The organism is Streptomyces sp. NPDC058671 (genome assembly GCF_042716475.1).
Taxonomy (GTDB): Bacteria; Actinomycetota; Actinomycetes; order Streptomycetales; family Streptomycetaceae; genus Streptomyces.
The window spans coordinates 189,276-210,351 of the sequence record NZ_JBHXSA010000012.1; the positions used below are offsets into that span (position 1 = coordinate 189,276).

At 73.4% G+C, this 21,076-nt stretch carries 19 protein-coding genes and 1 pseudogene; 10 read left to right on the plus strand and 10 right to left on the minus strand.

The genetic code is table 11. The features are described 5' to 3' along the window. Positions 1 to 449, minus strand: a pseudogene (locus tag ACFWV2_RS17595) (pentapeptide repeat-containing protein); the annotation flags it as partial. A gap of 413 nt (positions 450 to 862) precedes the next feature. On the opposite strand from ACFWV2_RS17595, the gene ACFWV2_RS17600 reads away from it, so the two are divergent. Together ACFWV2_RS17600 and ACFWV2_RS17605 are read left to right on the plus strand one after the other, a co-directional pair. Further along, on the plus strand, positions 863 to 1,363 hold the full coding sequence (locus ACFWV2_RS17600; protein WP_384405928.1) for a hypothetical protein: 501 nt from the start codon (positions 863 to 865) through the stop codon (positions 1,361 to 1,363). Between the two features lie 17 nt (positions 1,364 to 1,380). Then, a complete protein-coding gene (locus ACFWV2_RS17605) occupies positions 1,381 to 1,746 on the plus strand; it encodes an RNA-binding S4 domain-containing protein (protein WP_384405929.1) in 366 nt (121 codons plus the stop codon). Positions 1,747 to 1,805: 59 nt separating this feature from the next. On the opposite strand, the gene ACFWV2_RS17610 is transcribed toward ACFWV2_RS17605, so the two are convergent. The 3 genes from ACFWV2_RS17610 to ACFWV2_RS17620 all read right to left on the minus strand — a co-directional run bounded on the left by ACFWV2_RS17610 (position 1,806) and on the right by ACFWV2_RS17620 (position 7,551). After that, entirely contained in the window at positions 1,806 to 4,004 is a 2,199-nt protein-coding gene (locus ACFWV2_RS17610) for a germacradienol/geosmin synthase (RefSeq protein WP_384405930.1), read from the minus strand. Between the two features lie 159 nt (positions 4,005 to 4,163). Further along, positions 4,164 to 6,077 (minus strand): N-acetylmuramoyl-L-alanine amidase, encoded by a 1,914-nt coding sequence (locus tag ACFWV2_RS17615; protein ID WP_384405931.1) that lies wholly within the window; start codon positions 6,075 to 6,077, stop codon positions 4,164 to 4,166. A 346-nt stretch (positions 6,078 to 6,423) separates the two neighbouring features. Continuing rightward, positions 6,424 to 7,551 carry an aminoglycoside phosphotransferase family protein gene (locus tag ACFWV2_RS17620; RefSeq protein WP_384405932.1) on the minus strand — a complete coding sequence of 376 codons (1,128 nt, stop codon included), beginning with the start codon at positions 7,549 to 7,551 and terminating at the stop codon, positions 6,424 to 6,426. 233 nt (positions 7,552 to 7,784) lie between these two features. Between ACFWV2_RS17620 and ACFWV2_RS17625 the strand changes: the two genes are divergently transcribed. After that, positions 7,785 to 9,278 carry a hypothetical protein gene (locus ACFWV2_RS17625; protein WP_384405933.1) on the plus strand — a complete coding sequence of 498 codons (1,494 nt, stop codon included), beginning with the start codon at positions 7,785 to 7,787 and terminating at the stop codon, positions 9,276 to 9,278. 78 nt (positions 9,279 to 9,356) lie between these two features. Here ACFWV2_RS17625 and ACFWV2_RS17630 read toward each other — a convergent pair whose 3' ends face one another. Beyond that, complete coding sequence (locus tag ACFWV2_RS17630; protein ID WP_384405934.1) at positions 9,357 to 10,829, minus strand: PP2C family protein-serine/threonine phosphatase; 1,473 nt, start codon at positions 10,827 to 10,829, stop codon at positions 9,357 to 9,359. 180 nt (positions 10,830 to 11,009) lie between these two features. On the opposite strand from ACFWV2_RS17630, the gene ACFWV2_RS17635 reads away from it, so the two are divergent. From ACFWV2_RS17635 to ACFWV2_RS17645, 3 genes are all read left to right on the plus strand, one after another. Further along, positions 11,010 to 12,146, plus strand: coding sequence for a hypothetical protein (locus ACFWV2_RS17635; protein ID WP_384405935.1), 1,137 nt, complete (start codon positions 11,010 to 11,012; stop codon positions 12,144 to 12,146). Positions 12,147 to 12,239: 93 nt separating this feature from the next. Next, the gene (locus tag ACFWV2_RS17640) at positions 12,240 to 12,764 is read left to right on the plus strand and encodes a GNAT family N-acetyltransferase (RefSeq protein WP_384405936.1); all 525 of its coding nucleotides are present in this window, start codon (positions 12,240 to 12,242) and stop codon (positions 12,762 to 12,764) included. Positions 12,765 to 12,860: 96 nt separating this feature from the next. Further along, positions 12,861 to 13,796 carry a carbohydrate kinase gene (locus tag ACFWV2_RS17645; protein WP_384405937.1) on the plus strand — a complete coding sequence of 312 codons (936 nt, stop codon included), beginning with the start codon at positions 12,861 to 12,863 and terminating at the stop codon, positions 13,794 to 13,796. Here ACFWV2_RS17645 and ACFWV2_RS17650 read toward each other — a convergent pair. After that, positions 13,774 to 15,063 (minus strand): ATP-binding protein, encoded by a 1,290-nt coding sequence (locus tag ACFWV2_RS17650; RefSeq protein ID WP_384405938.1) that lies wholly within the window; start codon positions 15,061 to 15,063, stop codon positions 13,774 to 13,776. The genes ACFWV2_RS17645 and ACFWV2_RS17650 overlap by 23 nt on opposite strands. A 38-nt stretch (positions 15,064 to 15,101) precedes the next feature. Further along, a complete protein-coding gene (locus ACFWV2_RS17655; RefSeq protein ID WP_384405939.1) occupies positions 15,102 to 15,350 on the minus strand; it encodes an SPW repeat protein in 249 nt (82 codons plus the stop codon). Between the two features lie 152 nt (positions 15,351 to 15,502). Here ACFWV2_RS17655 and ACFWV2_RS17660 point away from each other — a divergent pair, with 152 nt between their 5' ends. From ACFWV2_RS17660 to ACFWV2_RS17670, 3 genes are all read left to right on the plus strand, one after another. After that, positions 15,503 to 15,874 carry a cupin domain-containing protein gene (locus ACFWV2_RS17660; protein ID WP_384405940.1) on the plus strand — a complete coding sequence of 124 codons (372 nt, stop codon included), beginning with the start codon at positions 15,503 to 15,505 and terminating at the stop codon, positions 15,872 to 15,874. 150 nt (positions 15,875 to 16,024) lie between these two features. Further along, positions 16,025 to 16,534 carry a DinB family protein gene (locus ACFWV2_RS17665; protein ID WP_384405941.1) on the plus strand — a complete coding sequence of 170 codons (510 nt, stop codon included), beginning with the start codon at positions 16,025 to 16,027 and terminating at the stop codon, positions 16,532 to 16,534. 95 nt (positions 16,535 to 16,629) lie between these two features. Then, a complete protein-coding gene (locus ACFWV2_RS17670; RefSeq protein ID WP_384405958.1) occupies positions 16,630 to 16,977 on the plus strand; it encodes a DUF4440 domain-containing protein in 348 nt (115 codons plus the stop codon). Here the strand turns inward: ACFWV2_RS17670 and ACFWV2_RS17675 are convergent. Continuing rightward, entirely contained in the window at positions 16,968 to 17,315 is a 348-nt protein-coding gene (locus tag ACFWV2_RS17675) for a hypothetical protein (RefSeq protein WP_384405942.1), read from the minus strand. The two genes, ACFWV2_RS17670 and ACFWV2_RS17675, sit on opposite strands and share 10 nt — an antisense overlap. 191 nt (positions 17,316 to 17,506) lie before the next feature. Here ACFWV2_RS17675 and ACFWV2_RS17680 point away from each other — a divergent pair, with 191 nt between their 5' ends. Then, positions 17,507 to 18,982: a carboxylesterase/lipase family protein gene (locus ACFWV2_RS17680; RefSeq protein WP_384405943.1), complete on the plus strand. Its 1,476-nt coding sequence runs from the start codon at positions 17,507 to 17,509 to the stop codon at positions 18,980 to 18,982. Between the two features lie 12 nt (positions 18,983 to 18,994). On the opposite strand, the gene ACFWV2_RS17685 is transcribed toward ACFWV2_RS17680, so the two are convergent. After that, positions 18,995 to 19,411 carry a universal stress protein gene (locus tag ACFWV2_RS17685; protein ID WP_384405944.1) on the minus strand — a complete coding sequence of 139 codons (417 nt, stop codon included), beginning with the start codon at positions 19,409 to 19,411 and terminating at the stop codon, positions 18,995 to 18,997. Between the two features lies 1 nt (position 19,412). Then, the gene (locus ACFWV2_RS17690; RefSeq protein ID WP_360793120.1) at positions 19,413 to 20,909 is read right to left on the minus strand and encodes an APC family permease; all 1,497 of its coding nucleotides are present in this window, start codon (positions 20,907 to 20,909) and stop codon (positions 19,413 to 19,415) included. Positions 20,910 to 21,076: the final 167 nt, after the last annotated feature.

Below are 21,076 nucleotides of genomic sequence, written 5' to 3' on the forward strand. Positions count from 1 at the left end.
TGCCCCCGCGTGTCCGCCGAGACCGGGGGGCGCGCCTCGCCCGGGTCGAGCGCACCCCTCCGGGCGGCGTGGACCGGCGGGGCCGCCGGCCGGTCCAGCGCCTCGGTGAGGTAGCGCAGCAGCTCGTGCAGCTGGCGCATCACGTAGAACACGTCGAACATCCGGCTCGTGGTCTCCGGCGCCTCGCGCCAGGACACCCCGCCGAAGGTCACCTGCGAGACCTGCTGGCCCGCGCCGAAGCAGTCGTACACCGTGCAGCCCTGGAAACCACTGGGCCGCAGCCGGGTGTGGATGCCGCACCGGAAGTCCTCCTGGAGGTTCCGGCAGGGTTCACCCGGCGGCTTGTCCACGGCGAAGTCGGCCGACTTCGCGAAGGGCAGCGCCACACAGCACAGGCCGAAGCAGTTCGCGCAGTCTCCGCGCAGCGCGGGTTCCCGGGTCTCGGACACGGTGAAACGGTTCCTTCGCTGATCGGGGACGGTCCGTCCACCGTATCGCGATCGTGGGGAACCGATGGCGAAGATCGTCCGGCGACCCGGCGACCCGGCGACCCGGCGACCCGGCGACCCGGCGACCCGGCGCCGTCGGGGCGCTCCCGACCGTGTCCGTCCCCGCGTCCGCGTCCAGGTAACGCACCGGGAACCGCGTCCGAGGACGGTGACCATACGGACCCCGGACATGCCACCCGCGGTGAGTGCGGGGCCGTCCAGGTCACCGTCCGTGATTGGGGAAGGGGCCTCGGCAGCCCGGCGCCACCACGGCGCGGGAGTGCCGTACGGGCCGCCGGGCCCGTCGGAGCGGGGCGGCCGCCCGGAGCCGCCCGGCGCGTCGCGTCGCGCGCCCGGGCACGTACCATGGCCGTATGTCCTTCCTCCGCCGCCGTAGCGCCGCCACACCCGCGGGCCCGGACTTCGATGTCCTGGCCATGGACCCGGGAGACTGGCCCGGCAACCTCGGCGCCGGTCTGCTGCCCGCCCCCGACGGTTCCTGCCAGGGCGTCTTCCTCCGGTACGACCTGTTCGGCGGCCGGGGCCCCGCGATGATCATCGGCAATCTGCCGGAGGGCTCCCCGGCGCGCGAGCTCGCGGAGGGCCAGATCCCCTTCGAGGTGGCCCAGCTCCTCGCCGCCCTAGAGAACGACGAGCCCGTCGAGGTCCTCGACGTCGAGGACGTCCCCGTGATGCAGGGCGACAACCTCCTGATCGTCCGCCGTCTCAAGCTCTCCGAGAGCCGTATCTCCTGCGTCCAGTTCGACCGCAGCGACAACGTCCTCGTGACGATCGCCAGTTGGGACCGGCCGATCACCGACGACCTGTACACGCTGCTCAAGCCGCTGCCCGCCGAGCTGTTCCAGCAGGGCTGACGGGGGAGCGGCGGTCGATGAGCGCACGCGTCGACAGCTGGATCTGGGCGGTCCGGCTCACCAAGACCCGCTCCCAGGCCGCCTCGGCCTGCCGGGCCGGACACGTCAAGGTCAACGGTGAACGGGCCAAGCCCGCCCAGCCGGTGAAGCCGGGCGACGAGGTGAGGCTCTTCCACGGCGGCCGCGAGCGGATCGTCGAGGTCAAGGAACTCCACACCAAGCGGGTGGGCCCGCCGGTCGCCGTCGAGGCGTACGTGGACAACAGTCCGCCCCCGCCGCCCCGCGAGCACGTGGCCGTCGCGGCCGTCCGCGACCGGGGCGCCGGGCGCCCAACCAAGCGCGACCGCCGCGAACTCGACGAGCTGCGCGGCCGGCGCCTCTGAGCCGTAGCGCCGCGAGGGCCGTCCACGGGAACACCTCCCGTGGACGGCCCTCGTCCGTGTCAGCGCGTCGCGGACCCGATCACCGAGGCCACCCGCGCGGCCGCGGTGCCGAGTCCCGTGGGGCCGCGGCCCAGCAGCGGGGTGCCGCTGCCGACATGGACGTCCTCCGCGCGGTAACGCCGCACCCTCCGGTGCCAGTTGAGGATGCCCGCGAGCCAGTCCTCCAGCTCCCGCAGATACGCCTCGAAGGCCGCCCGCCCCTCCTGGTCGAGGCCGAAGTCCGCGTAGAGGAGCGGCACTTCGGTCTCCTTCAGGTGCTCGTACTGGCGCAGCCGTCCGCGCATAAGGTCGTCGACCATCGCCACCGCCGTCGGGTAGTCGCAGTCGAAGAACTTCTGCAGCACCAGCACGCCGTTGTGCACCTCGCCCTCGACCTCGATCTCCTTCTGGTACGAGAAGAGGTCGTTGAGGAGGGTCGCGTAGTCCGAGACCGCGTGCTCCAGGGCACGGACCGTACCCGTCCGGTAGATCTCGGGGGGCAGGGCCTCGGTGTGCCGCAGCCGGCACAGCAACATCGTCAGCTCGGAGCCGAACGTGGTCCGGCGCATCTCGATGTAGTCCACCGGATCGGGCACCCGGTGCTGGGCCTGGTTGTGCAGCTCCCACAGCCAGCTGTCCAGCATCGCGTCGAGCGCGGCCCTGAGCTGGGCCCGCGCCCCAGGGCCCATCGGGCCGGACGTGCGCGCCCAGAGGTCGGCGAGCGCGACCTCCAGGGGATGGGAGGCGAGCGCCCGCCCGGCCGCCGGATCCTCCACCGACATGCACGACTTGAGCCGCCCCGTGAGCCGCTTCGCGCCCGCCAGGTCACGCGACCGCCCGAAGACGAGGGGGTAGTAGTCGTCCCCGTACGTCCCCCAGGTCAGCCACTCGGCGCTGAGCTCCAGCTCCTCCGGGGTCGCGTCCGGGTCGAGCCCCGCCGAGCAGAGCGCGAGGTCGAAGCCGTCCATCATCGGACGGTCCCAGATGTCGTCCAGGAGCCCCATCCGCTCCGCCCAGTCCTCGGAGCGCCGCTTCGCCTCCTGGTGGTGCGGGCTGAGCGTCAGCGGGTACGGCAGGTCGAACTCCGGCAGCAGCGAGGGCCCCACGTGCTGGTGCGGCACGTGGGTGAGCGTCCGCAGCCTGGAGGCGGCCGGGCGACCGAACAGGGTCCGGATGTCGAGGGCGGAGGTCCCGAGCACCCCGTCGAGCCGCGAGGGCCCGGCGACCATGCCCTCGTTCATGTACCGGCTGGAACGCATGTGCCACTCGTGGCCGCCGGACTGCCAGTCCTGCAGCCCCTTGGCGTACGCCGCCACGGCCGCGCACTCCTCCGGGCCCAGGCCCTGCTCGGCGGCGAGCAGCGGAACCTCGGTCAGGGCCGTGTTCTCGAACTGCTGGAGCCGGGAGGTCAGCAGGTCGTTGACTGCGTTCGCCGCCTCCTGCGTCGTACAGCCGAGGAACCGCTCCAGGACGAGGACGCCGTTGCTGTTCTCGCCCTCGTCCTCCACCTCGCGCTGGTACGAGAAGAGGTCGTTGCGCAGGTGCACGGCGTCGGAGAAGGCGTCCCTGAGGACGCGGAGCGGCCGGGAGCACGCCACCCGGTCGGGGACCTCGGCCCCCGCCGCGTACTCGACGAGCCCCGCCGACCAGGGCGCGCCGCCCACCTTGCGGCGCATCTCGATGTACTCGACGGGGTTGGCGACGCGTCCCCCGTTGATGTTGTCGAGCTCCCACAGCGACTCGTGGAGCAGGTGTTCGGTGGCCTCGGCGAACCGCACCCGCCAGCCCTCGGACATCGAGGGAACGGTCCGCCGCCAGAGGTCGGCGAGCCCGGCCTCGACGGGGTTGGTGGGCTCGGGCATGCCCGTCGCCGGGTCCGCCGGCATGAACAGGGGCAGCCGGTCCAGGTACGCCTTGCTGCCCGCCCGGTCCTGGGTCCGCTTGAAGACCTCCAGGAAGTGGTCGTCGAAGAAGAACACCCACGTGTACCAGTCGGTGACCAGGTCGAGGGCCTGCGCGTCGCAGTCGGGGTGGGTGTACGCGCAGAGCAGCGCGTAGTCGTGGGAGTCGAGGTCGTGCTGTTCCCAGACCCCCGAGCCCTCCAGCATCCCCATCTCCCGCGCCCAGTCCCGGGTGTGCGTGCGGGCGGTCTCCACATGGGGATTGAGCCGGGCCGGATACGGAACATAGAAATCCGGCATGACGAAGGGCTGAGGCATGTGTGGCGGGGCCTTCCGGTGAGCAACTGCTGTGTCCGGCCCACCTTTACCCGTCGCCCGTACGGCGCACGCGATCTCCTGAATAGTCCTATGAACGCCGAAAGGGCGGTGCTGGAATCCTCGTCCGGCACCGCCCCGCGTCTTTCGGCCACGCCTCCGTCAGGTCCGGGAAACCCGCACGTCAGCTGCCTTCACAAAGGCCACCCGATGGCCGAACTGGATCTGGTAGTACTCCTCCTGGCCGCGCACGACCGTGTGCCCGCTACTGTCGAACACCGGCGCGAAGTAGTACTCGCCCGGGGTCCGGTCCCCCACCACGTACCGCTGACCGGCGAGCAGCCGGTACGGCAGCGGTGACACCGCCTGCACCGGCACACCCGCCGGATACGCCGAGGCCTCCGGATAGGCCCGTCCGTACACCGGCACCGAGGTGAGACCCTCCCGGGGGGTCAGGACGAGGCCCCGCGCGTTCACGGCGGTCGGCTCCTTCCCCGGATTGTGGAACCACGCCTTCTGTCCGAGGTACCAGACCGCCGTCCAGTCGCCCCTGCGCTCCGCGACCGCGTAGCTCTGCCCCGTGGAGGCGCGCGCCCCGGTGTCGTTGACCCCCGTCGTCGAGTCCTGCCCGCCCGGCCGCAGACCGATGTCCTTCACCAGGGGCGCGTCGGCGCTCGGCGCGGTGTGCAGGCGCACCGCCCCGCTCCCGTGCGGCGCACACGCCTCACCCGCCGCCGCGCAGCCCGTGTACACCGGCTGATGGGCGCTGTACCCGGGCCGGATCGTCACCACCGCGGCGTCCGGCCCCGCGCTCGGTGTGATCGGACGGCCCAGGAGCCGGAAGTAGTGCGCCCAGTCCCAGTACGGCCCCGGGTCCGTGTGCATGCCCCTGATGGTGGACGTCACCGTGCCCGGCACGTTGTCGTGCCCCAGGACGTGCTGCCGGTCGAGCGGGATGTCGTAGCGCGCGGCGAGGTACCGCACGAGCCGCGCCGACGTCCGGTACATCGCCTCCGTGTACCAGGAGTCCGGCGAGGTCAGGAAGCCCTCGTGTTCGAGGCCCACCGACTTGGCGTTCACGAACCAGTTGCCCGCGTGCCAGCCGACGTCCTTGAGCGGCAGGTGCTGGGCGATGTGCCCGTCGGAGGAGCGCAGCGAGTACTGCCAGGACACGTAAGCCGGGTCCTGCACCAGCTTCAGGGTGACGTCCCAGACGGCCTCGGTGTCATGGATGACGATGTAGTCGATCGACTGGGAGGAGGGCCGTTCGGCCTTGTCGTGGTTGCCGTAGTCGCCGTCGCCGAACTCCTCGTACGGCGCGGGGATCCACTCGCAGGCCACCGAACGCGGACACTCCACGGGGCCGGCGGCCGGCGGGCGCAGCCCGAGTGCGGTCACCTGCTCCGTGGCGGGTGCCACCGCGGGCGCGGGCGGGAGCGTCACCACCTGCCCGCTGTCCGTCGTCCGCGACTCCCCGCTCCGGATCAGGTCGAACACGTCGTTCGCGTACGTCGTCGCCGTAGCCGAGTCGTCCGCGCCGGAGTACCGCGCCACCGCCCCGTACCAGTCGGCCGGGTCCGTGCTCGCCGGCAGTCCGGCCTCCCGCTGCGCGGCGGCGAGCAGCGCCGCCCCGCCCTCGATGTTCGCCGCCGCGTCGGTACGCAGCTCCTCGGCCGCGATCCCCGACAGCGCGGAGGCCCGCTCCAGGGTCCGCAGCCGCGGCGGCAGCGACTCCGCCGCCGGGACCGGCGCCTCGGCGCCGGAACGCACCGCCCGCGAGGCGTCGCCGCGCGGGTCCTCCTCACCCTCCGAGTGGTGCGGCACGGACCGGGCGAGGGCCGTCACGGCGTCCGTCAGATGCATCGGCCCGTAGCCGCCGGTCACACTCGGCGCACCGCCGTGGCCGTCCCAGCGCGACTGGAGGTACGAGACGGCGAGCAGCACGCGCTCCGGGACGCCGTGGCGCGCGGCCGCCCGCGCGAACTGCCCCTGGAGCGATCCCGCATCCGGCACGTCGGCACCGGCCGGAGGGGCGGCGGACAACAGCGGGAGCAGCAGGGCCGCGGACGCCAGCACGCCGACGGCTCTGGACAGACGAGAGGACGGCGGACGTCCGAAGGACGCGGAACGGAGCAAGGCAGCCTCCAGGGGCGGGGGGTGACACCGGGGCGTGCGGGACCGAACCCGTACAGGGGTATCGGCTCCCGGACGATCCGTCAATCACACCTCTCTGAAAGCAAGTTCGCACGTCAGAGCAGAAACGGAGGCCGGGGTCCTGAGTTTCGCGGAGACGGGCCCCCGGCCTGGGACCCGTCACTGGAGTGGACCACTGACCGGCGCGGCACAAGCCGGTGCGCCGCGTCCCGGTGTGTCGGCACCGGGCGCACGGCGCACCCCCCGTTTCGTCGGCCGGGCCGGCCCTTCAGCGCGTCCCGACCGCCGCGCGCACGGCCCGCCGTGCCATGGCGCAGTCGTCGTGCAGCCGCCTCAGGAGCAGCCGCTGTTCCTCACCCGGGGCGAGCACCCCCGTGGGCACCGGCACGGAACCGGCCGGCGGAGCCTCCTTCATGGTGCGCTGCACCGCCGTCTCGTACGTACGGATCTCCCGCGTCAGCACGATCATCAGGTTCACCAGGAAGGCGTCCCGGGACGCCGGGCCCGCCTGCTGGGCGAGCTGGCTGATCTGGCGCCTGGCGAGCGGCGCGTCGGCGAGCACCGTCCACAGCGTCGCCAGGTCGTACCCCGGGAGGTACCACCCCGCGTGCTCCCAGTCGACGAGGACCGGCCCCGTGGGGGAGAGGAGGATGTTGGAGAGCAGGGCGTCACCGTGACAGAACTGGCCCATGCCCTGACGGCCGCCCGCCTGCGCCAGACCGTGCAGCAGCTTCTGAAGGTCGTCCCGGTCCCGGTCGGTGAAGAGCCCGAGCTCGTGGTAGCGCGCGATCCGGGTGCCGTAGTCCAGCGGGGCGTCGAAGGTCCCGGCCGGCGGCCGCCAGGCGTTGAGCCGGGCGATCGCCCCGAGGGCGGCCCGCACGTCGGCCCGGGGCGGCGCCTCGACGGGGTGGCGCGAGAGCGCCGCCGCCCGTCCGGGCATCCGCTCGATCACCAGCGTGCAGTTCTCCGGGTCCGCGGCGATCAGCCGGGGCGCCCGCACCGGCGGACGGTGACGGACGAAGGAGCGGTAGGAAGCTATCTCGTGCTGGAACCGCTCGACCCACGCGGGGGAGTGGTCCAGTAAACACTTCGCGACCGCCGTGGTCCGCCCGGTCGTCCCGACGATCAGTACGGAACGTCCGCTGCGCCGCAGCACCTGCACCGGGTTGAACTCCGGGCAGATGCGGTGGACCGAGGCGATCGCCCTCTTCAGCTGCGCCCCCTGCGGGCCCGACAGGTCGATGCGTCCGCTGATCGGCTGGGTGCCGGTGCCGCCCGTCCAGCGCCGCGGCCGGACGGCCTGGGGCGCGGGAGCGAGGTAGGGTCCGGCGCCGGCCGGGACGATGCGGTGCTGCGGCCGGGGCGGGGCGGACACGGAGGACGATGCTGTGTACATGGAGGTGACAGATCCCTTCGTGTGCCGACGAGTTGCGTGCGTCGCCCCGCCCGCCCCCGGTCCGCACCCTGGGGAATGAGGGCCGGTCGGCGGGGCGGGGTGGCGCGTTCCTACCTGACACCCGGGCGCGGGTGGCGGAACATCGGGCGCACCCTGGCGAACCCTGGCGAATAGTCGCCAGCCCTATGACAGGGGGTTACTGTCAACTCAGCCGAGAACCTGGGGGCTTAGACGTGACCGGACAAACCAACACCCGCCTGGCAGACCTGTTCGGCCTGGCCGGCTGGTCCAAGGGTGAACTCGCGAGACTCGTCAACCGGCAGGCGGCGGCCATGGGCCACCCCCAGCTGGCGACCGACACCTCGCGGGTCCGGCGCTGGATCGACCGCGGTGAGACTCCGCGCGATCCCGTCCCCCGGGTGCTGGCAGCACTGTTCACCGAGCGACTCGGCCGTGTCGTGACCATCGAGGACCTCGGGTTCGTACGACACGGGCGCTCAGGAAGACGGCAGGACGTCAGGAAGACGGAGAACCCTGACGGGCTGCCCTGGGCACCCGATCGTACGGCGGCGGTCCTCACCGAATTCACGGGAATGGACCTCATGCTCAACCGACGCGGCCTGGTGGGCGCGGGTGCCGCGCTTGCCGCCGGCTCCGTACTCAGCAACGCCATGCACGACTGGCTTCAGACCGACCCCTCACACCGGTCCGCCCCCCAGCGGGCCACCGACCCCCTCCATGTCGATCCCGCCGGGTTCGACCGCTACGAAGCCGCCCCCATCGGGTCCCAGGAGATCGAGGCCCTGGAGGCCTCCGTGGAGGTGTTCCGCCGCTGGGACGCCTCCCGTGGCGGCGGTCTCCAGCGCAAGGCGGTGGTGGGCCAGCTCAACGAGGTGGGCGGCATGCTCGCCTACCGTCACGCCGACCACCTCCAGCGGCGCCTGTGGGGCGTCGCCGCCAACCTGGCCGTCCTCGCCGGCTGGATGTCGCACGACGTGGGCCTCGAACCCACGGCGCAGAAGTACTTCGTGATCGCCGCGCACGCGGCCCGCGAGGGCGGCGACCGGCCCCGGGCCGGCGAGGCGCTCTCCCGAGCCGCCCGGCAGATGGTGCACCTGGGCAGGCCCGACGACGCCCTCGACCTGATGAAGCTGGCCAAGGACGGCTCGGGCGAACGGCTGCTGCCCCGGACCCGGGCCATGTTCCACACGATCGAGGCCTGGGCACAGGCCTCGATGGGCCGCGGGCAGGCCATGCGCCGTACCCTCGGCGAGGCCGAGGAACTGTTCGTGTCCGACCGTCGCGACGAGAAGACCCCGAGCTGGATGCAGAACTTCGACGAGGCCGACATGCACGGCATGCAGGCCCTCGCCTACCGCACCCTCGCCGATCACGACCCGACGGCGGCCGTCCCCGCCCAGCGCCACGCCAGGCTGGCGATCCAACTGCGGCACGACGGCCACGACCGCTCGAAACTCTTCGACCACATCTCGCTCGCCTCGGCCTGCTTCATCGCCGACGACCCGGAGCAGGCCGACCGGTACGCCCGGCTCGCGCTGATGTCCATGGGCGAGACCTCGTCCCACCGCACCTGGGACCGGCTGCGGGAGATGTACCGGCTGACCGGGCAGTACGCCGGCTACACGAGGATCGAGCACCTGCGCCAGGAGATCGCGGAGGCGCTGCCGCAGTCCCCGGTCAACCGGCCGAGGGCGGGCCAGGCCTGAGCGGGGCCCCGGCCCCGGACGACCTCCGGACGAGGGCGCCCGTACGAGGGCGTCGGCAGGCGGATGCCGTCGGGAGCCTCAGCGGCCGACCCGGACCACCATCACACAGGCGTCGTCCTCGCGCGGCTCCCGGCCGAACGCCTCGATCACCGCGCGCACACCGTCCTGGGCGTCCCGCGCCCCGGCGAGCCGGCGGCCGAGGGCGAGCAGCCGTCGTGCGTCGGTGTCGTCGCCCCGACCACTGCCACGGGTCAGTCCGTCGGTGTGCAGGACGAGCAGGTCACCGGGGAGCAGCCGGGTCTCGGCCTCGCCGTACACCGCCCCGGTCGTCGCCCCGAGGAGCACCCCCTCGGGGCGACGGAGCACGTGCCCCGTCCCGTCGCGGAACAGCAGCGGGGCGGGGTGACCGGCCTGCGCCCAGGTCAGCGTCTGGGCGACCGGGTCGTAGCGGCAGCACATCGCGCTGCCGAGCGCGGGCTGTACGGAGGCGTCAAGGAGCTGGTTGAGGTGGGTCATCAGGGCGGCGGGGCGGATCCCGGCGACGGCCATCCCGCGCAGCGCGCCGAGCAGCATGGCCATCGAGGAGGTCGCGGCGACCCCGTGGCCCGTCAGGTCCCCCACGGTGAGCAGCGCGTCCCCGTCGGGCAGGGCGAGCGCGTCGTACCAGTCGCCGCCGATGAGGCCGGTACTGGCGGCCGGGAGGTAGTGGGCCGCCACGTCGACGGGGGCGGGGCCGTCGTGGGCGAAGCGGAGCGAGCCGCGCCACGGCGGGAGCACCGCCTCCTGGAGTTCGACGGCGACCCGGCGTTCGGTCTGCTCGATGTGCCGGCTGCGCTCCAGGGTGTCCCGGCTCTCCCTGACCGCCCGCTGTCCGCGCCGCAGTTCGCTGACGTCGCGGAGGACCGCCCACATCGAGGCGGTGCAGCCGTCGGCGTCGAGGACGGGCTCGCCCGTCATGTGCACCGTGCGCACCCGCCCGTCGGTCCGGACGATCCGGAACTCACCGTCGATCGGCTTGCCGTCGATCAGACAGTCCGTCACCAGGCTCTGCAGGACGGGCTGGTCCTCGGCGAACACCATCGTGGGCATCTCGTCGAGCGACATCGGGCCGCTCTCGCGCGTACGTCCGAAGATCTGGAACAGCTCTTCGGACCAGCTGACCTCGTCGGTGAGGAGGTTCCATTCGGCGCTGCCGACGCGGGAGAGCAGTGAGCCGGTGCGCGCCGGCGGGATCTCGCCGTACGCGGTGCCGGGGTCGGTCGCGAGGTCCGTGTCGAGGACGGCCTCGGCGGCGCTCGGCTCCTGCGTGGTCTGCTCCGGAACGCCCGCCCTGAGCTGCCCCAACTGGGCGCCCAGGTCGTCGAGTTGGCTGACCGCCAGGTCGCAGAGGGCGCGCTGCCAGCGCTGCTGCGGGTCGTCGTCGTCCACCACGGCGTCCCGGCGCACGGCGACGAGGCCGCCGCGCAGACGGCGGGTCTGTGAGATCAGCGCGTCCACCGCGCCCGGCTCCGGCTGCTGGGCGGGACGGTCCGCGAACAGGGGGGACGGCATGTCGTACTCCGATACAGGCGCGGCACGGCCGGCTGATGTGAAAGGCAGGCCCGGATACGACTGTTGCACAGCCCGGGAGGGCCCGTAAGGGATTTGGCAACACTCGATCCGGTGGTGCTTCTGGCATATGCCAAAGGCCCGGCGATTACCGGCCAGGGGGCGACGCGTTACGGTGCGGGGGTGGTGAACGACGACGGAATCGGCACGGTGGGCACGCGTACGGCGACCCCGGGCGGGGCGGGCACGGGAACGGCGACGGGTACGACGGGCACCGCCTTTCTGCTCGCGGTGGCACCCGCAGGGCGGGGGCGCGCCATGGACGCCGCCTCCGTCCTGCCGGCCCTCGCCGCCGTGCCGCCCGGGGTCCTCACCGGCACCACCACCGCCACCCTCGTCGAACTCGCCGATCCGCTCGACCCGCAGACCGTGCTCACCCGCCTGCGCGCCGCCGCGGCGAGCCCCGGCCCGCTGCTCGTCTGCCTCGCGGGGCAACTCCACCTCGACCGCCGCCAGCAACTGCCCCACCTGGCACTCGCCCGCACCACCCCCGCGACCCTCCGCTACACGGCGCTGCCCTGGCACTGGCTCGCCGGCGAACTCGCGGTACGGGCCCCCGGTACCACCACCGTCGTCGCCGACCTCGCGGCGGACCCCGAGGTGTGGCAGCGCCTCACCGCCGCACCCGGCCTGCTCACCCTGGGCCCAGGACCACACCTCTACGGGCGGGTGACCCCCGCCCCCCGGCGCGGTGAGCCCCTGGCCCCCGCCTACCTGCGGTCCTGGGCGGAGCTCTGGCGCTCCGGCGCGCGGCTCCCGTACGGCACGCTGCACGCCGAGTCCGCCGCCCACGCCGCCACCGTCGGACCGGAGTCGCTCCTCCTCGCGCCCGCGCCCGTCCCGGTCGTGGAACAGGACCCGCACCCCGCGATCCTGGCCGCGGCCACGGCCGGACGACACGGAGAGGCGGCGGCGGTGGCCGCGGCCTGGGAGCACGAGGCCCTCCGCCGCCACGGACCCCGGTCCGCGGAGGCCCTCCACTGGACGGAGGTACGGGCCGACCTCGCCCGCCTCGCCGGAGAACCCGCCCGAAGCTGCGAACTGTGGCTCGCCGCCGCCGAGGCCCGGCTCGCACTGCGGCAGCCGGCGGACGACCCCGACGTCGAAGGAGCCGTGGACCGGGCCCACCACCAGTGGGAGCGGATCGGCGACCGGGCGCGGGCCCGCGCCCTCGGCCCCGCGCTCATCGACCTGCGGCGGCGGGTCCCGGGCCGCCGGCCCGGCGCCCTGGCGGCGCTGACCCGCCGCATGGCCGACTGAGCACGGCGCGGGCCGCCACCCGCCGGCCGAAATGGCCCTGAGACCGGGCGACTCGTCGTCGGGGGAGCCGTGGGCCCTGAGATGATCGGAGGCGTGGCCATCCCCCCGCACTCCGCCCCGGCTCCCGCGCCGACCGCGCCGGCCGGGTCGTTCAGCACCGGGCGCCTGCTTCTGCGGCCGGTCCAGGAAGCCGACCTGGACGCCGTGACCCGCCTGTGGACCGATCCCGTCGTACGGCGCCACCTCGGCGGCCCCGTCATCGAGTCCGTCATCCGGATCCGGCGGCGCCGGATCGTCGGGGCGCCCGGATTCCACGCCGTGGTCCGCACCGAGGACGGCGTCGTGCTCGGCCTGGTCGCGGTGGAGCCGGACGCGCGGGGCGGGGAGACGGAACTGTCGTACCTGTTCCTGCCCGAGCACTGGGGGACGGGTTACGCGCGGGAGGCGGTCGGCGCCGTCGCCGAGAGGACCCTGGAGGGCACGCCGAGCGTCGTCGCCGTCACCCAGGAGCGAAACCGCCGCTCACGCCGGCTCCTGGAGGCCGTCGGCCTGGAGTACGCCGAGTCCTTCGTGGAGTGGGACGCCCACCAGGTGCTCTACCGGCGCCATCGGGCCTGACTCCACGGACCCCCGCCCCGGTGCGCCACGGGGCCGCGTACCATCTGCGGTTCGCCCCGCTCCGGCAGGACACCTACGACGAGGAGCTCCGACCACATGTCCTTCCTGGTGATCGGCGAGTGCGTCGCCGACATCGTCCGCGCCCCCACGGGGGGCGGCGCCGACCGGGTCCACCCCGGCGGCAGCCCCGCGAACGTCGCCTACGGCCTCGGCCGCCTCGGCCGTGACGTCACCCTGCTCACGCAGCTCGCCGACGACCCCACCGGCCGGCTCGTCGAGGAGCACCTCACGGCGGCGGGCGTACGGGTGGAGGCCGGCGACGTCCCCGAGCGCACCCCGTCGGCGGTCGTCGGCCTCGACGCGCAGGGCACGGCCACGTACACCTTCGACATCGCCTGGACGCTCACGGCGGGCGCACCGGCCGACCTCGTGCCCGCCCATGTCCACATCGGGTCGATCGCCGCCGTCACGGCCCCCGGCGCGGCGACCGTCCTCGCCGAGACCGAGCGGCTCCGGGCCCGGGCCACCGTCAGCTACGACCCGAACGTACGGTCCGCGCTGATGGGCGAGCACGGCGCGGCCGTCGCCCGCGTCGAGCGGTGCGTCGCTCTCAGCGACCTCGTGAAGGCCAGCGACGAGGACCTGGCGTGGCTGTACCCCGGCGAGGACCCGCGCACGGTCGCCGACCGGTGGCTGACCTTCGGCCCGGTCGTCGTCCTGGTCACCCGTGGCGCGGCCGGTTCGCTCGCCGTCACGCGGCGCGAGACGGTCACCGCCGACGCGCCCCCCGTCGCCGTCGTCGACACCGTCGGGGCGGGCGACTCCTTCATGTCCGCCGTCCTCGACACCCTCGCCGGGCGGGGCCGGGAGGCTCTCGGCGGACTCGGCGCCGAAGACCTCGCGGAACTGCTGCGGACGGCGGGCGCGGCGGCGGCCGTGACCGTCTCGCGGGCCGGTGCCCACCCGCCCGACCGCGCCGAACTGGACGCCGCCAGAGCGGAGTTCGTTATCAGGTCCGGGCGTGCGTCGTGATGTCCGACGCGAACTGCTCGACCATCTCCGGCGTCACCGTCGGACGGCACTCCCCGATGGCCTCCAGGTAGTCCGCGGTGCTCGCTCCCGGCGCCGGACCGTCGCCGCCCCTCCCGCCGACCGCGAGCAGATCCCGCTCGAACGAGGACTGGGCGGCGATCCGCGCCGCGTGCTCGATGTCGGCGGGCGTGAACAGCTCGCTCGCGAGCACCAGTTCGTCGATGTCGACGTCCGCGCGGCCGTCCGTGTACCGGGCCCAGATGGCGGCCCGCGCCGCCTTGTCCGGCGTACCGATGGGGATGAGGTAGTCGAAGCGCCCGGGGCGCAGGAAGGCCGGGTCGAGGGAACGGATCGAGTTCGTCGCGCAGACGAGCAGCCGCTCGTCCCGCTCCCGGAAGCCCGGTATCAGCTTGAGGAGTTCGTTCGTCACCCCGTGCATGCCGCCGGGCTGCGCGGGCTCCGCACGCACCGGGGCGATCTCCTCGACCTCGTCGATGAAGACGAGGACCCGCTCCAGCTCGGCGATCCGCGCGAACGCGGACCGCAGGGCCGCGGCGAGGTTCCCCTCGTCGGCCAGGCGGGACGGCAGGATCTCCACGAACGGCCAGCCGAGACGTGAGGCGACGCCGCGGGCGAACGTGGTCTTGCCGGTGCCCGGCGGGCCGAACAGGCAGACCGCGCGCGGCGGTCGCACCCCGTGCCGGCCGGCCCGCTCCGGCTCCGCGAGCGGCAGCACGACCCGGCGCTCGATCAGATCCTTCTCCCGCTCCATCCCGGCGACCTTGGCCCACAGGTCGCCGGGGAGCAGCCGGCCGCCCAGGTCGTCGAGGAGCCCGGCGGCCGGTCCGTGCAGCGGCTCCACCTTCTCGAAGTACGCGACGGCCGGCTGACGGGTGTACCCGGCGTTCAGGAGACCCTCGCCGAGGAGTTCCTCCTCAGGCAGGACGTACGCGATCCGTCCGACCCGGGCGGCGACGAGCCGCCGCTCCAGCTCCACGAGGAGGGCGCTGGCGAGTCCACGGCCGCGCCAGGCCGAGGAGATCGCGATCCGCATGACCCACGCCCGCTCGCCGGACACACAGGCGAGCGCCGCCCCGATGGGCACGCCCTGGTGGACGGCGACCACGGCCGGCTGGCGCGTGGTGAGGGCCCCGATGCACTCGGCCAGGGAGAACACGGACTCCTGCCCGAGCTCGGCGGTGGTGTCGATCAGATGGACGACGGCGGCGAGATCGCTCTCGCGGTAGTCGTGGATGTGCCAGTTCACCGGTGGTGCCGCCCCTCGTTGGTGCCGTTGCGGCGAGGCTAGGCGCGGTCACGGACCCCGGTCGTGCGCCATCCTGCACAAGGCGGCGCGGGCGAACGCGCCGTACCGGCTCTATGCGGGCCCCGTGCGGCCCGGCATGCGGAAGGCCCCCGGAAGGAGTTCCTTCCGCCGGCCGTCAGGGAGAACAGGCAGACGCACGCACCGGTGATCACGTTGATGAGGACGGTTCCGCCGTCGGGGCTCTGCCCGGCCACCCAGGGGGCGATGATCGGTCCTTGTGCGCCCATCCGGGCTTTCTGCAGATCTGTCCCTGGTGAATTCACGCGGAACAGAGGACGGCCGTTTGCGGAGACCCGCCGAGCCGGCGCGGTGGACGACGGCGTCCCGGCGTAGCCTGGAAGAGGACTCGGGGTCCGATCTCCACCGCCGGGAGCGGATGATGAGCGGGATCGTACGGAAAAGCTTCGACTCAGCGGACGAGACCCGTCCCTTCGAGGACGGCAAGGGCAGGCTCGACCTGATCACCAGCGGAAACGGCTCGGTCGGCCGTGCCGTGTTCGAGCCGGGCTGGCAGTGGTCCGAGCACGTGAAGCCGATCGCCGGCACGGACAGCTGCCAGGCGGCACACGTCGGTTACGTGGTCAGCGGCCGGATGAAGGTCGTCATGGACGACGGCGAGTCGACGGAGTTCGGCGCCGGGGACTTCATGGAGGTCACGCCCGGCCACGACGCGTGGGTGCTCGGCGACGACGCCTGCGTGGTCGTCGACTGGTCGGGCTTCGGCGACTACGCCAAGCCAAGCGGCGGCTGACGCGCGGCCGCCCGGGGTCGCCCGGCCGACGCCCCGGCGGCCCCTGACGGCCCCGTCGGCGCCGCCCCGGGAGAACCCCGGACCGCCCGGTAGGCGCCGCCCCGGGAAAACCCCGGGGTGTCCGGCGGGCGACGCGGGCACAATGCCCGCATGACCTTGCAAGATCACCGCACGCCCGTCCCGCACGCCGCGGGAGAACGTGCCACCCTCACGGCCATGCTGGACTTCCAGCGCGACACCCTCGCCCTCAAGTGCGCGGGACTCACACCGGACCAGCTGCGGGAACGGGCGATCCCTCCCTCGGGGCTCTCCCTCCTGGGACTCGTCCGTCACCTCGCGGAGGTCGAGCGCGGCTGGTTCCGCGACACCCTGGGAGGCGAGCGGAGCCGAAGCCCCTGGGCCTCGCCGGGCTCGACCGGCCGAGTCGGCTTCGACGTGGACGGGGCCGACGTCGACGAGGCGTTCGCCGTCTGGCGGGAGGAGTGCGCCCGTGCCCGCGCGATCGTGGACGCGGCCGCCTCCCTCGACGTCACCGGAACCAGTGGGGAGGAGACGTACTCCCTGCGCTACGTCCTCGCCCACATGATCGAGGAGTACGCGCGGCACAACGGACACGCCGACCTGCTGCGCGAACGCCTCGACGGCACGACGGGGGAGTGAACGTCGTGCGCGTCCCCCGGGGTCACCCCCCGCACGCGCCGCGGGCGTTCCACGAGCCGGATGTCGCCGCGGCCGTCGCCGGTGAGCTGCGGCTCATGGACCCGGCGGTACGTGCCTCGCGGACGCTCGCCGCCCCGCTGCTCGACCCGGAGTTCGTCGAGGTCGGCGCCTCCGGCCGACGCTGGACCTACGAGGAGATGCTCGCCGGCCTGCCGGAGATGGCCGGCGGCGCCGAGGGCGGTCCGCGTCACGAGCCGGAGGCCTTCACAGGGGTCCTGCTCGCCCCCGGGGTCGTCCACCTCACCTACGAGACGCTCCTCGACGGCCGCAGGGTCAGGCGCAGCTCGCTCTGGCGCCGCGACCCCGGCGCCCCGGCCGGCTCGGGCCTGCGGATGTACTACCACCAGGGAACGCCCGTACCCGGGGCGGACGGTCACCCGTAGGCGTCCGTGACGCAGTCGACCGCGCACCGCCGGTGCTCGAACCGGCGGCGCAGCGCCGCCGCCGCGTGCTGCCTCTCCACCACGGCGTACCCGTAGCGCTCCCGGGCCGTCAGGACCACCGCCTCGACGGTGACGATCGCGGGTTCGCCGTCACCTGCGGACCGGCGCGCCGCCGCGATCACGACGTCGGCGGCGCGCTGCAGGTCGCGGGCGTATTCCCGTTGGGCCACCGACCGGGCGCGCGAGGCGGCGAACGGCCGTACAGCTCGCCCTTTCCCCACCGCGCCGGCGGCGATCAGCCCCGCCCCGATCACGACGACGATGAGAAATCCCAGCACGTGGATGTCCCCCCCCACATCGGCGACGACCCTCCCCCTGGCGCCCGAGGCCCGGGACAGCCGTCCGATTCTAGGGTTCCCCGCGGCGGATCCGGGGAGTGACCCTCATCGTTGACACGTGTAAATAGAGCGTGGCACGCTCTTCTCCAAGCCCCGGCCCCGCGTGCATCGCTCGAGAAGGAGCAGCAGCCATGAGCACCGCAGGCACCACCGTGACCACCGCCCGAGGGCCCGTCCGGGGTGATCGCCGCGCCGACGGCAGCCTCCGCTTCCTCGGCATCCCGTACGCGCGCCCGCCCGTGGGCGACCTCCGGTTCGCCGCCCCCGTTCCGCCGGACGCGTGGTCCGAGCCCCTGGACGCCACCGTGTACGGGCCGACCGCCCAGCGCCGTCCCTTCGCCGAGGTCACCACCATCCCCGAGCCCTCCGTCCCGGGCGCGGGAGTCCTCAACCTCAACGTCTTCACTCCCGACGCCGACCCGGCCGCCGCCCTGCCCGTCCTCGTGTGGATCCACGGCGGCGGCTACGTCGCCGGCTCGGCGGCCAGCCCCTGGTACGACGGAGCCTCCTTCAACCGGGACGGCGTCGTCCTCGTCTCGCTCGGCTACCGGCTCGGCATCGAGGGATTCCTGCGTCTGGAGGACGCCCCCGACAACCGGGGCGTACGGGACTGGATCGCCGCCCTCGAGTGGGTCCGTGACAACATCGCGGCCTTCGGCGGCGACCCGGCCAAGGTCACCGTCGCCGGACAGTCGGCGGGCGGCGGCGCCGTCCAGACCCTGCTCGCCGTCCCCGCCGCCCGGGGTCTGTTCCGCGGCGCGCTGTCCGTCTCCGGGGCGGTTCTGCGCCCCGACGGCCCCGAGGTGGCCCGAGCCGTCTCCCGCCTTCTCACCTCCCGCACCGGCGTGCCGGCCACGGCAGCCGCTCTCCGTGACCTCGGCGACGACGAACTCCTCGCCCTCCAGGACCGCCTGGGGGAGCCGGGACCGGACCGCCTGGGGGAGCCGGGACCGGACCGTGAGGGTCTGCCGCCGATGCTGCACCTCGCCCCCTTCGCCGACGGCGAGCTGATCCCCGGCCCCCCTCTCGACGCGCTCACGACGGGAGACGCGGGCGCCGGCATCCCGCTGATGCTCGGCTTCACCGAGCACGAGTTCACGATGGTCCCCGGGCCCGGCCCCGAGGGCCCGCCCCTGCCCGTACTGCTCGGCGGACTCGGCCTCGATCCCGCCAGGGCCGGAGCCTTCGCCGAGGCGTACGCGCACGGCGGCGCCGAGCGGCTCTTCGGCCAGGCGCTGACCGACGCCACCTTCCGCGCCCCGAACCTCGCCGTCGCGGAGGCGCGTGCCGCACGCGAGCGCCCCACCTGGCTCTACGAGTTCGCCTGGAGGTCCCCGGCCCTGGGGCTCGCCGTCCACTGCCTCGACCTGCCGTTCGCCTTCGACCTCCTCGACGCCGAAGGCGTCCCCGCCGTCGCGGGCGAGGCGCCGCCGCGCGCGCTGGCCGACGCCCTGCACCGGGCGTGGGTCGCCTTCGTGACCGACCAGGACCCGGGCGCCGACTGGCCGCGCTACACCCGCGAGGGACGCGCCACGATGATCTGGGACGCGGAGCCCCGGATCGAGGCGGACCCGCTGGGCCCGGTGCGCGCGCTCTGGCTCGACTGACGCCCCGGCCGGTCACGTCTCCGGCGGGACGCAGAGCACCGGCACCGTCGACATGTGGAGGAGTTTGTGGGGCGTGGAGCCCAGCAGCGCCCCGCGCATCGGGCTCTCGCCCCAGCTGCCCACCACGATGACCCGGGCCGCGTGACGGTTCGCCGCGTCGATGAGGGCCTGCGCGGGTTTCGCGTCGAGCACCTCCACGACGGTCGGCACGCCCGCCCGGTCGGCCGCCGCGACCGCCTGTTGCAAGCCGGCGCGGCCGGCCTGACGGATGGCCTCGTGGTGGGACCTGTACTCCTCGCCGGTGGGGCCGGGCGCCGCCGCCCCGTAGACAAGGACGAGGCGTTCGTCGAAGGCGGCGGCCACCTCGACGGCGATGCGCAGGGCGCGCTGGGCGCCGGGGGACTCGTCGAATCCGAGGACGACCGTCATCTCAGCGCTCCTTGCCGCGGACCAGGTCGGGATCGGCCACCCCAGGGCGTTCCCGCCAGAACGCGGGTGACCGCAGCCGCCACACGATCATGACGAGCACCCCGGTGAGGGCGATGCCGATCCCGATGACGAGCGGCGGCCCGAGGCCGAACCACGAGGTGCCGCTGTACGAGTTCGCGGGATCGGACATGTCCACCACCGACCTCACCAGGAGCCACGTCAGGAGTCCGGCACCGACGAGCGGGCCGAGGCCGATGAGCAGGAAGTTGTGGACGCTCTCGGTGAGGTGGCGCCGGTGGTACACCGCGCAGGCGACGCCCGTGAGCGCGTAGTAGAACGCGATGAGCAACGAGAGCGCGGTCAGGGAGTCCAGGAGGGCGTTGGCGCTGATCTGGTTCACCACGAGGTACCAGGCGATGGCGATGCCGGCGACCCACCACGTACTCACGTCGGGGGTACGGAAGCGCGGGCTGACGTGTGCGTAGTGCGCGGGCAGCGCGCGGCGGCGGGCCATGGAGAGGGCGGTGCGCGAGGCCGGGATGATCGTCGTCTGGGTGGAGGCGACGGCGGACGTGGCGACGGCGAGGAGCAGGACCCAGTCCCAGCCCCCCAGCACGTCCGTGGCCAGCTGGGCGAAGAGGAACTCCTCCTCGCCCGCGTTCTCCGCCAGGAACGCAGGACCGGCGAAGGCGACGACCGCGAACCCGACGGAGACGTACGTGACGAGGAGGATGACGGTCGACCACACCCCCGCCCTGCCGGGGGCGGACGCGGAGTCCTCCACCTCCTCGGTGAGGTTCACGGCCGACTCCCAGCCCCAGTAGATGAACACACCGAGCAGCAGCCCGCCGGTCAGCGCCGCGCCTCCCGCGCCGAAGGGGTTCAGCCATCCGAGGGAGGGTTCGACGGAGTCGTACGTGCTGGTGCCGGCGTACACCCGGTACAGCGCCACCACGACGAAGACCAGCAGGAAGGCGACCTGCGCCAGGATCAGGACGTTCTGCACCTTCGCCGACAGCTCCGTGCCGATGACGCAGACGGCCGTCATCACCAGGATGAGGAGCACCGTGAGCGACTGCCGTACGAAGGCGTTGTCCACCCAGCTGTCCAGGCCGACGGCGAGCAGCCCGAAGCTCACGGCTACGTCCGCGAGCGAGCCGACGACCAGGACGCCGGTCATCGCGATGGCCCAGCCCCCGAGCCAGCCGGCCCAGGGCCCCATGGCGCGCGTGACCCAGGAGAACGTCGTGCCGCAGTCCTGGTCCACCTTGTTCAGGTAGTAGAACGCGGACGCGATGAACAGCATCGGTACGAAGGACGCGAACATCACGCCGGGGGCGTAGATCCCGACGAGGGCGACGATCGGGCCGATGACAGCCGCCAGGGAGTAGGCGGGTGAGGTCGAGTTGAGCCCGATGACGAGGGCGTCGACGAAGCCGATCGCGTTCGCCTTCAGGCCCGGGTTCCGTTCCTGCGGCGCGGCATCCTCTGCGGTCATGGTCCCTCGCTCCGGTTCCGCCCCGGGCAGCACTCCGCGGGGTGCCCCGGACACACAGGGAGATATGTCACCTCATGGTAGGAACGCCCGGCCGCGCCCGCATTCCGGAGGCGGACGGGAGACGGAGGCGGGAGACGGCGGACGGACGGCGGAGGGCGGAGGCGGGA

Coding starts and splice junctions, on each gene's coding strand:
- ACFWV2_RS17630 (WP_384405934.1), bottom strand. CDS start 10,829: ATGCCGTCCCCCCTGTTCGCGGACCGTCCCGCCCAGCAGCCGGAGCCG.
- ACFWV2_RS17610 (WP_384405930.1), bottom strand. CDS start 4,004: ATGCCTCAGCCCTTCGTCATGCCGGATTTCTATGTTCCGTATCCGGCC.
- ACFWV2_RS17685 (WP_384405944.1), bottom strand. CDS start 19,411: ATGACGGTCGTCCTCGGATTCGACGAGTCCCCCGGCGCCCAGCGCGCC.
- ACFWV2_RS17665 (WP_384405941.1), top strand. CDS start 16,025: ATGACCTTGCAAGATCACCGCACGCCCGTCCCGCACGCCGCGGGAGAA.
- ACFWV2_RS17645 (WP_384405937.1), top strand. CDS start 12,861: ATGTCCTTCCTGGTGATCGGCGAGTGCGTCGCCGACATCGTCCGCGCC.
- ACFWV2_RS17670 (WP_384405958.1), top strand. CDS start 16,630: ATGGACCCGGCGGTACGTGCCTCGCGGACGCTCGCCGCCCCGCTGCTC.
- ACFWV2_RS17655 (WP_384405939.1), bottom strand. CDS start 15,350: ATGGGCGCACAAGGACCGATCATCGCCCCCTGGGTGGCCGGGCAGAGC.
- ACFWV2_RS17620 (WP_384405932.1), bottom strand. CDS start 7,551: ATGTACACAGCATCGTCCTCCGTGTCCGCCCCGCCCCGGCCGCAGCAC.
- ACFWV2_RS17680 (WP_384405943.1), top strand. CDS start 17,507: ATGAGCACCGCAGGCACCACCGTGACCACCGCCCGAGGGCCCGTCCGG.
- ACFWV2_RS17600 (WP_384405928.1), top strand. CDS start 863: ATGTCCTTCCTCCGCCGCCGTAGCGCCGCCACACCCGCGGGCCCGGAC.
- ACFWV2_RS17660 (WP_384405940.1), top strand. CDS start 15,503: ATGAGCGGGATCGTACGGAAAAGCTTCGACTCAGCGGACGAGACCCGT.
- ACFWV2_RS17605 (WP_384405929.1), top strand. CDS start 1,381: ATGAGCGCACGCGTCGACAGCTGGATCTGGGCGGTCCGGCTCACCAAG.
- ACFWV2_RS17690 (WP_360793120.1), bottom strand. CDS start 20,909: ATGACCGCAGAGGATGCCGCGCCGCAGGAACGGAACCCGGGCCTGAAG.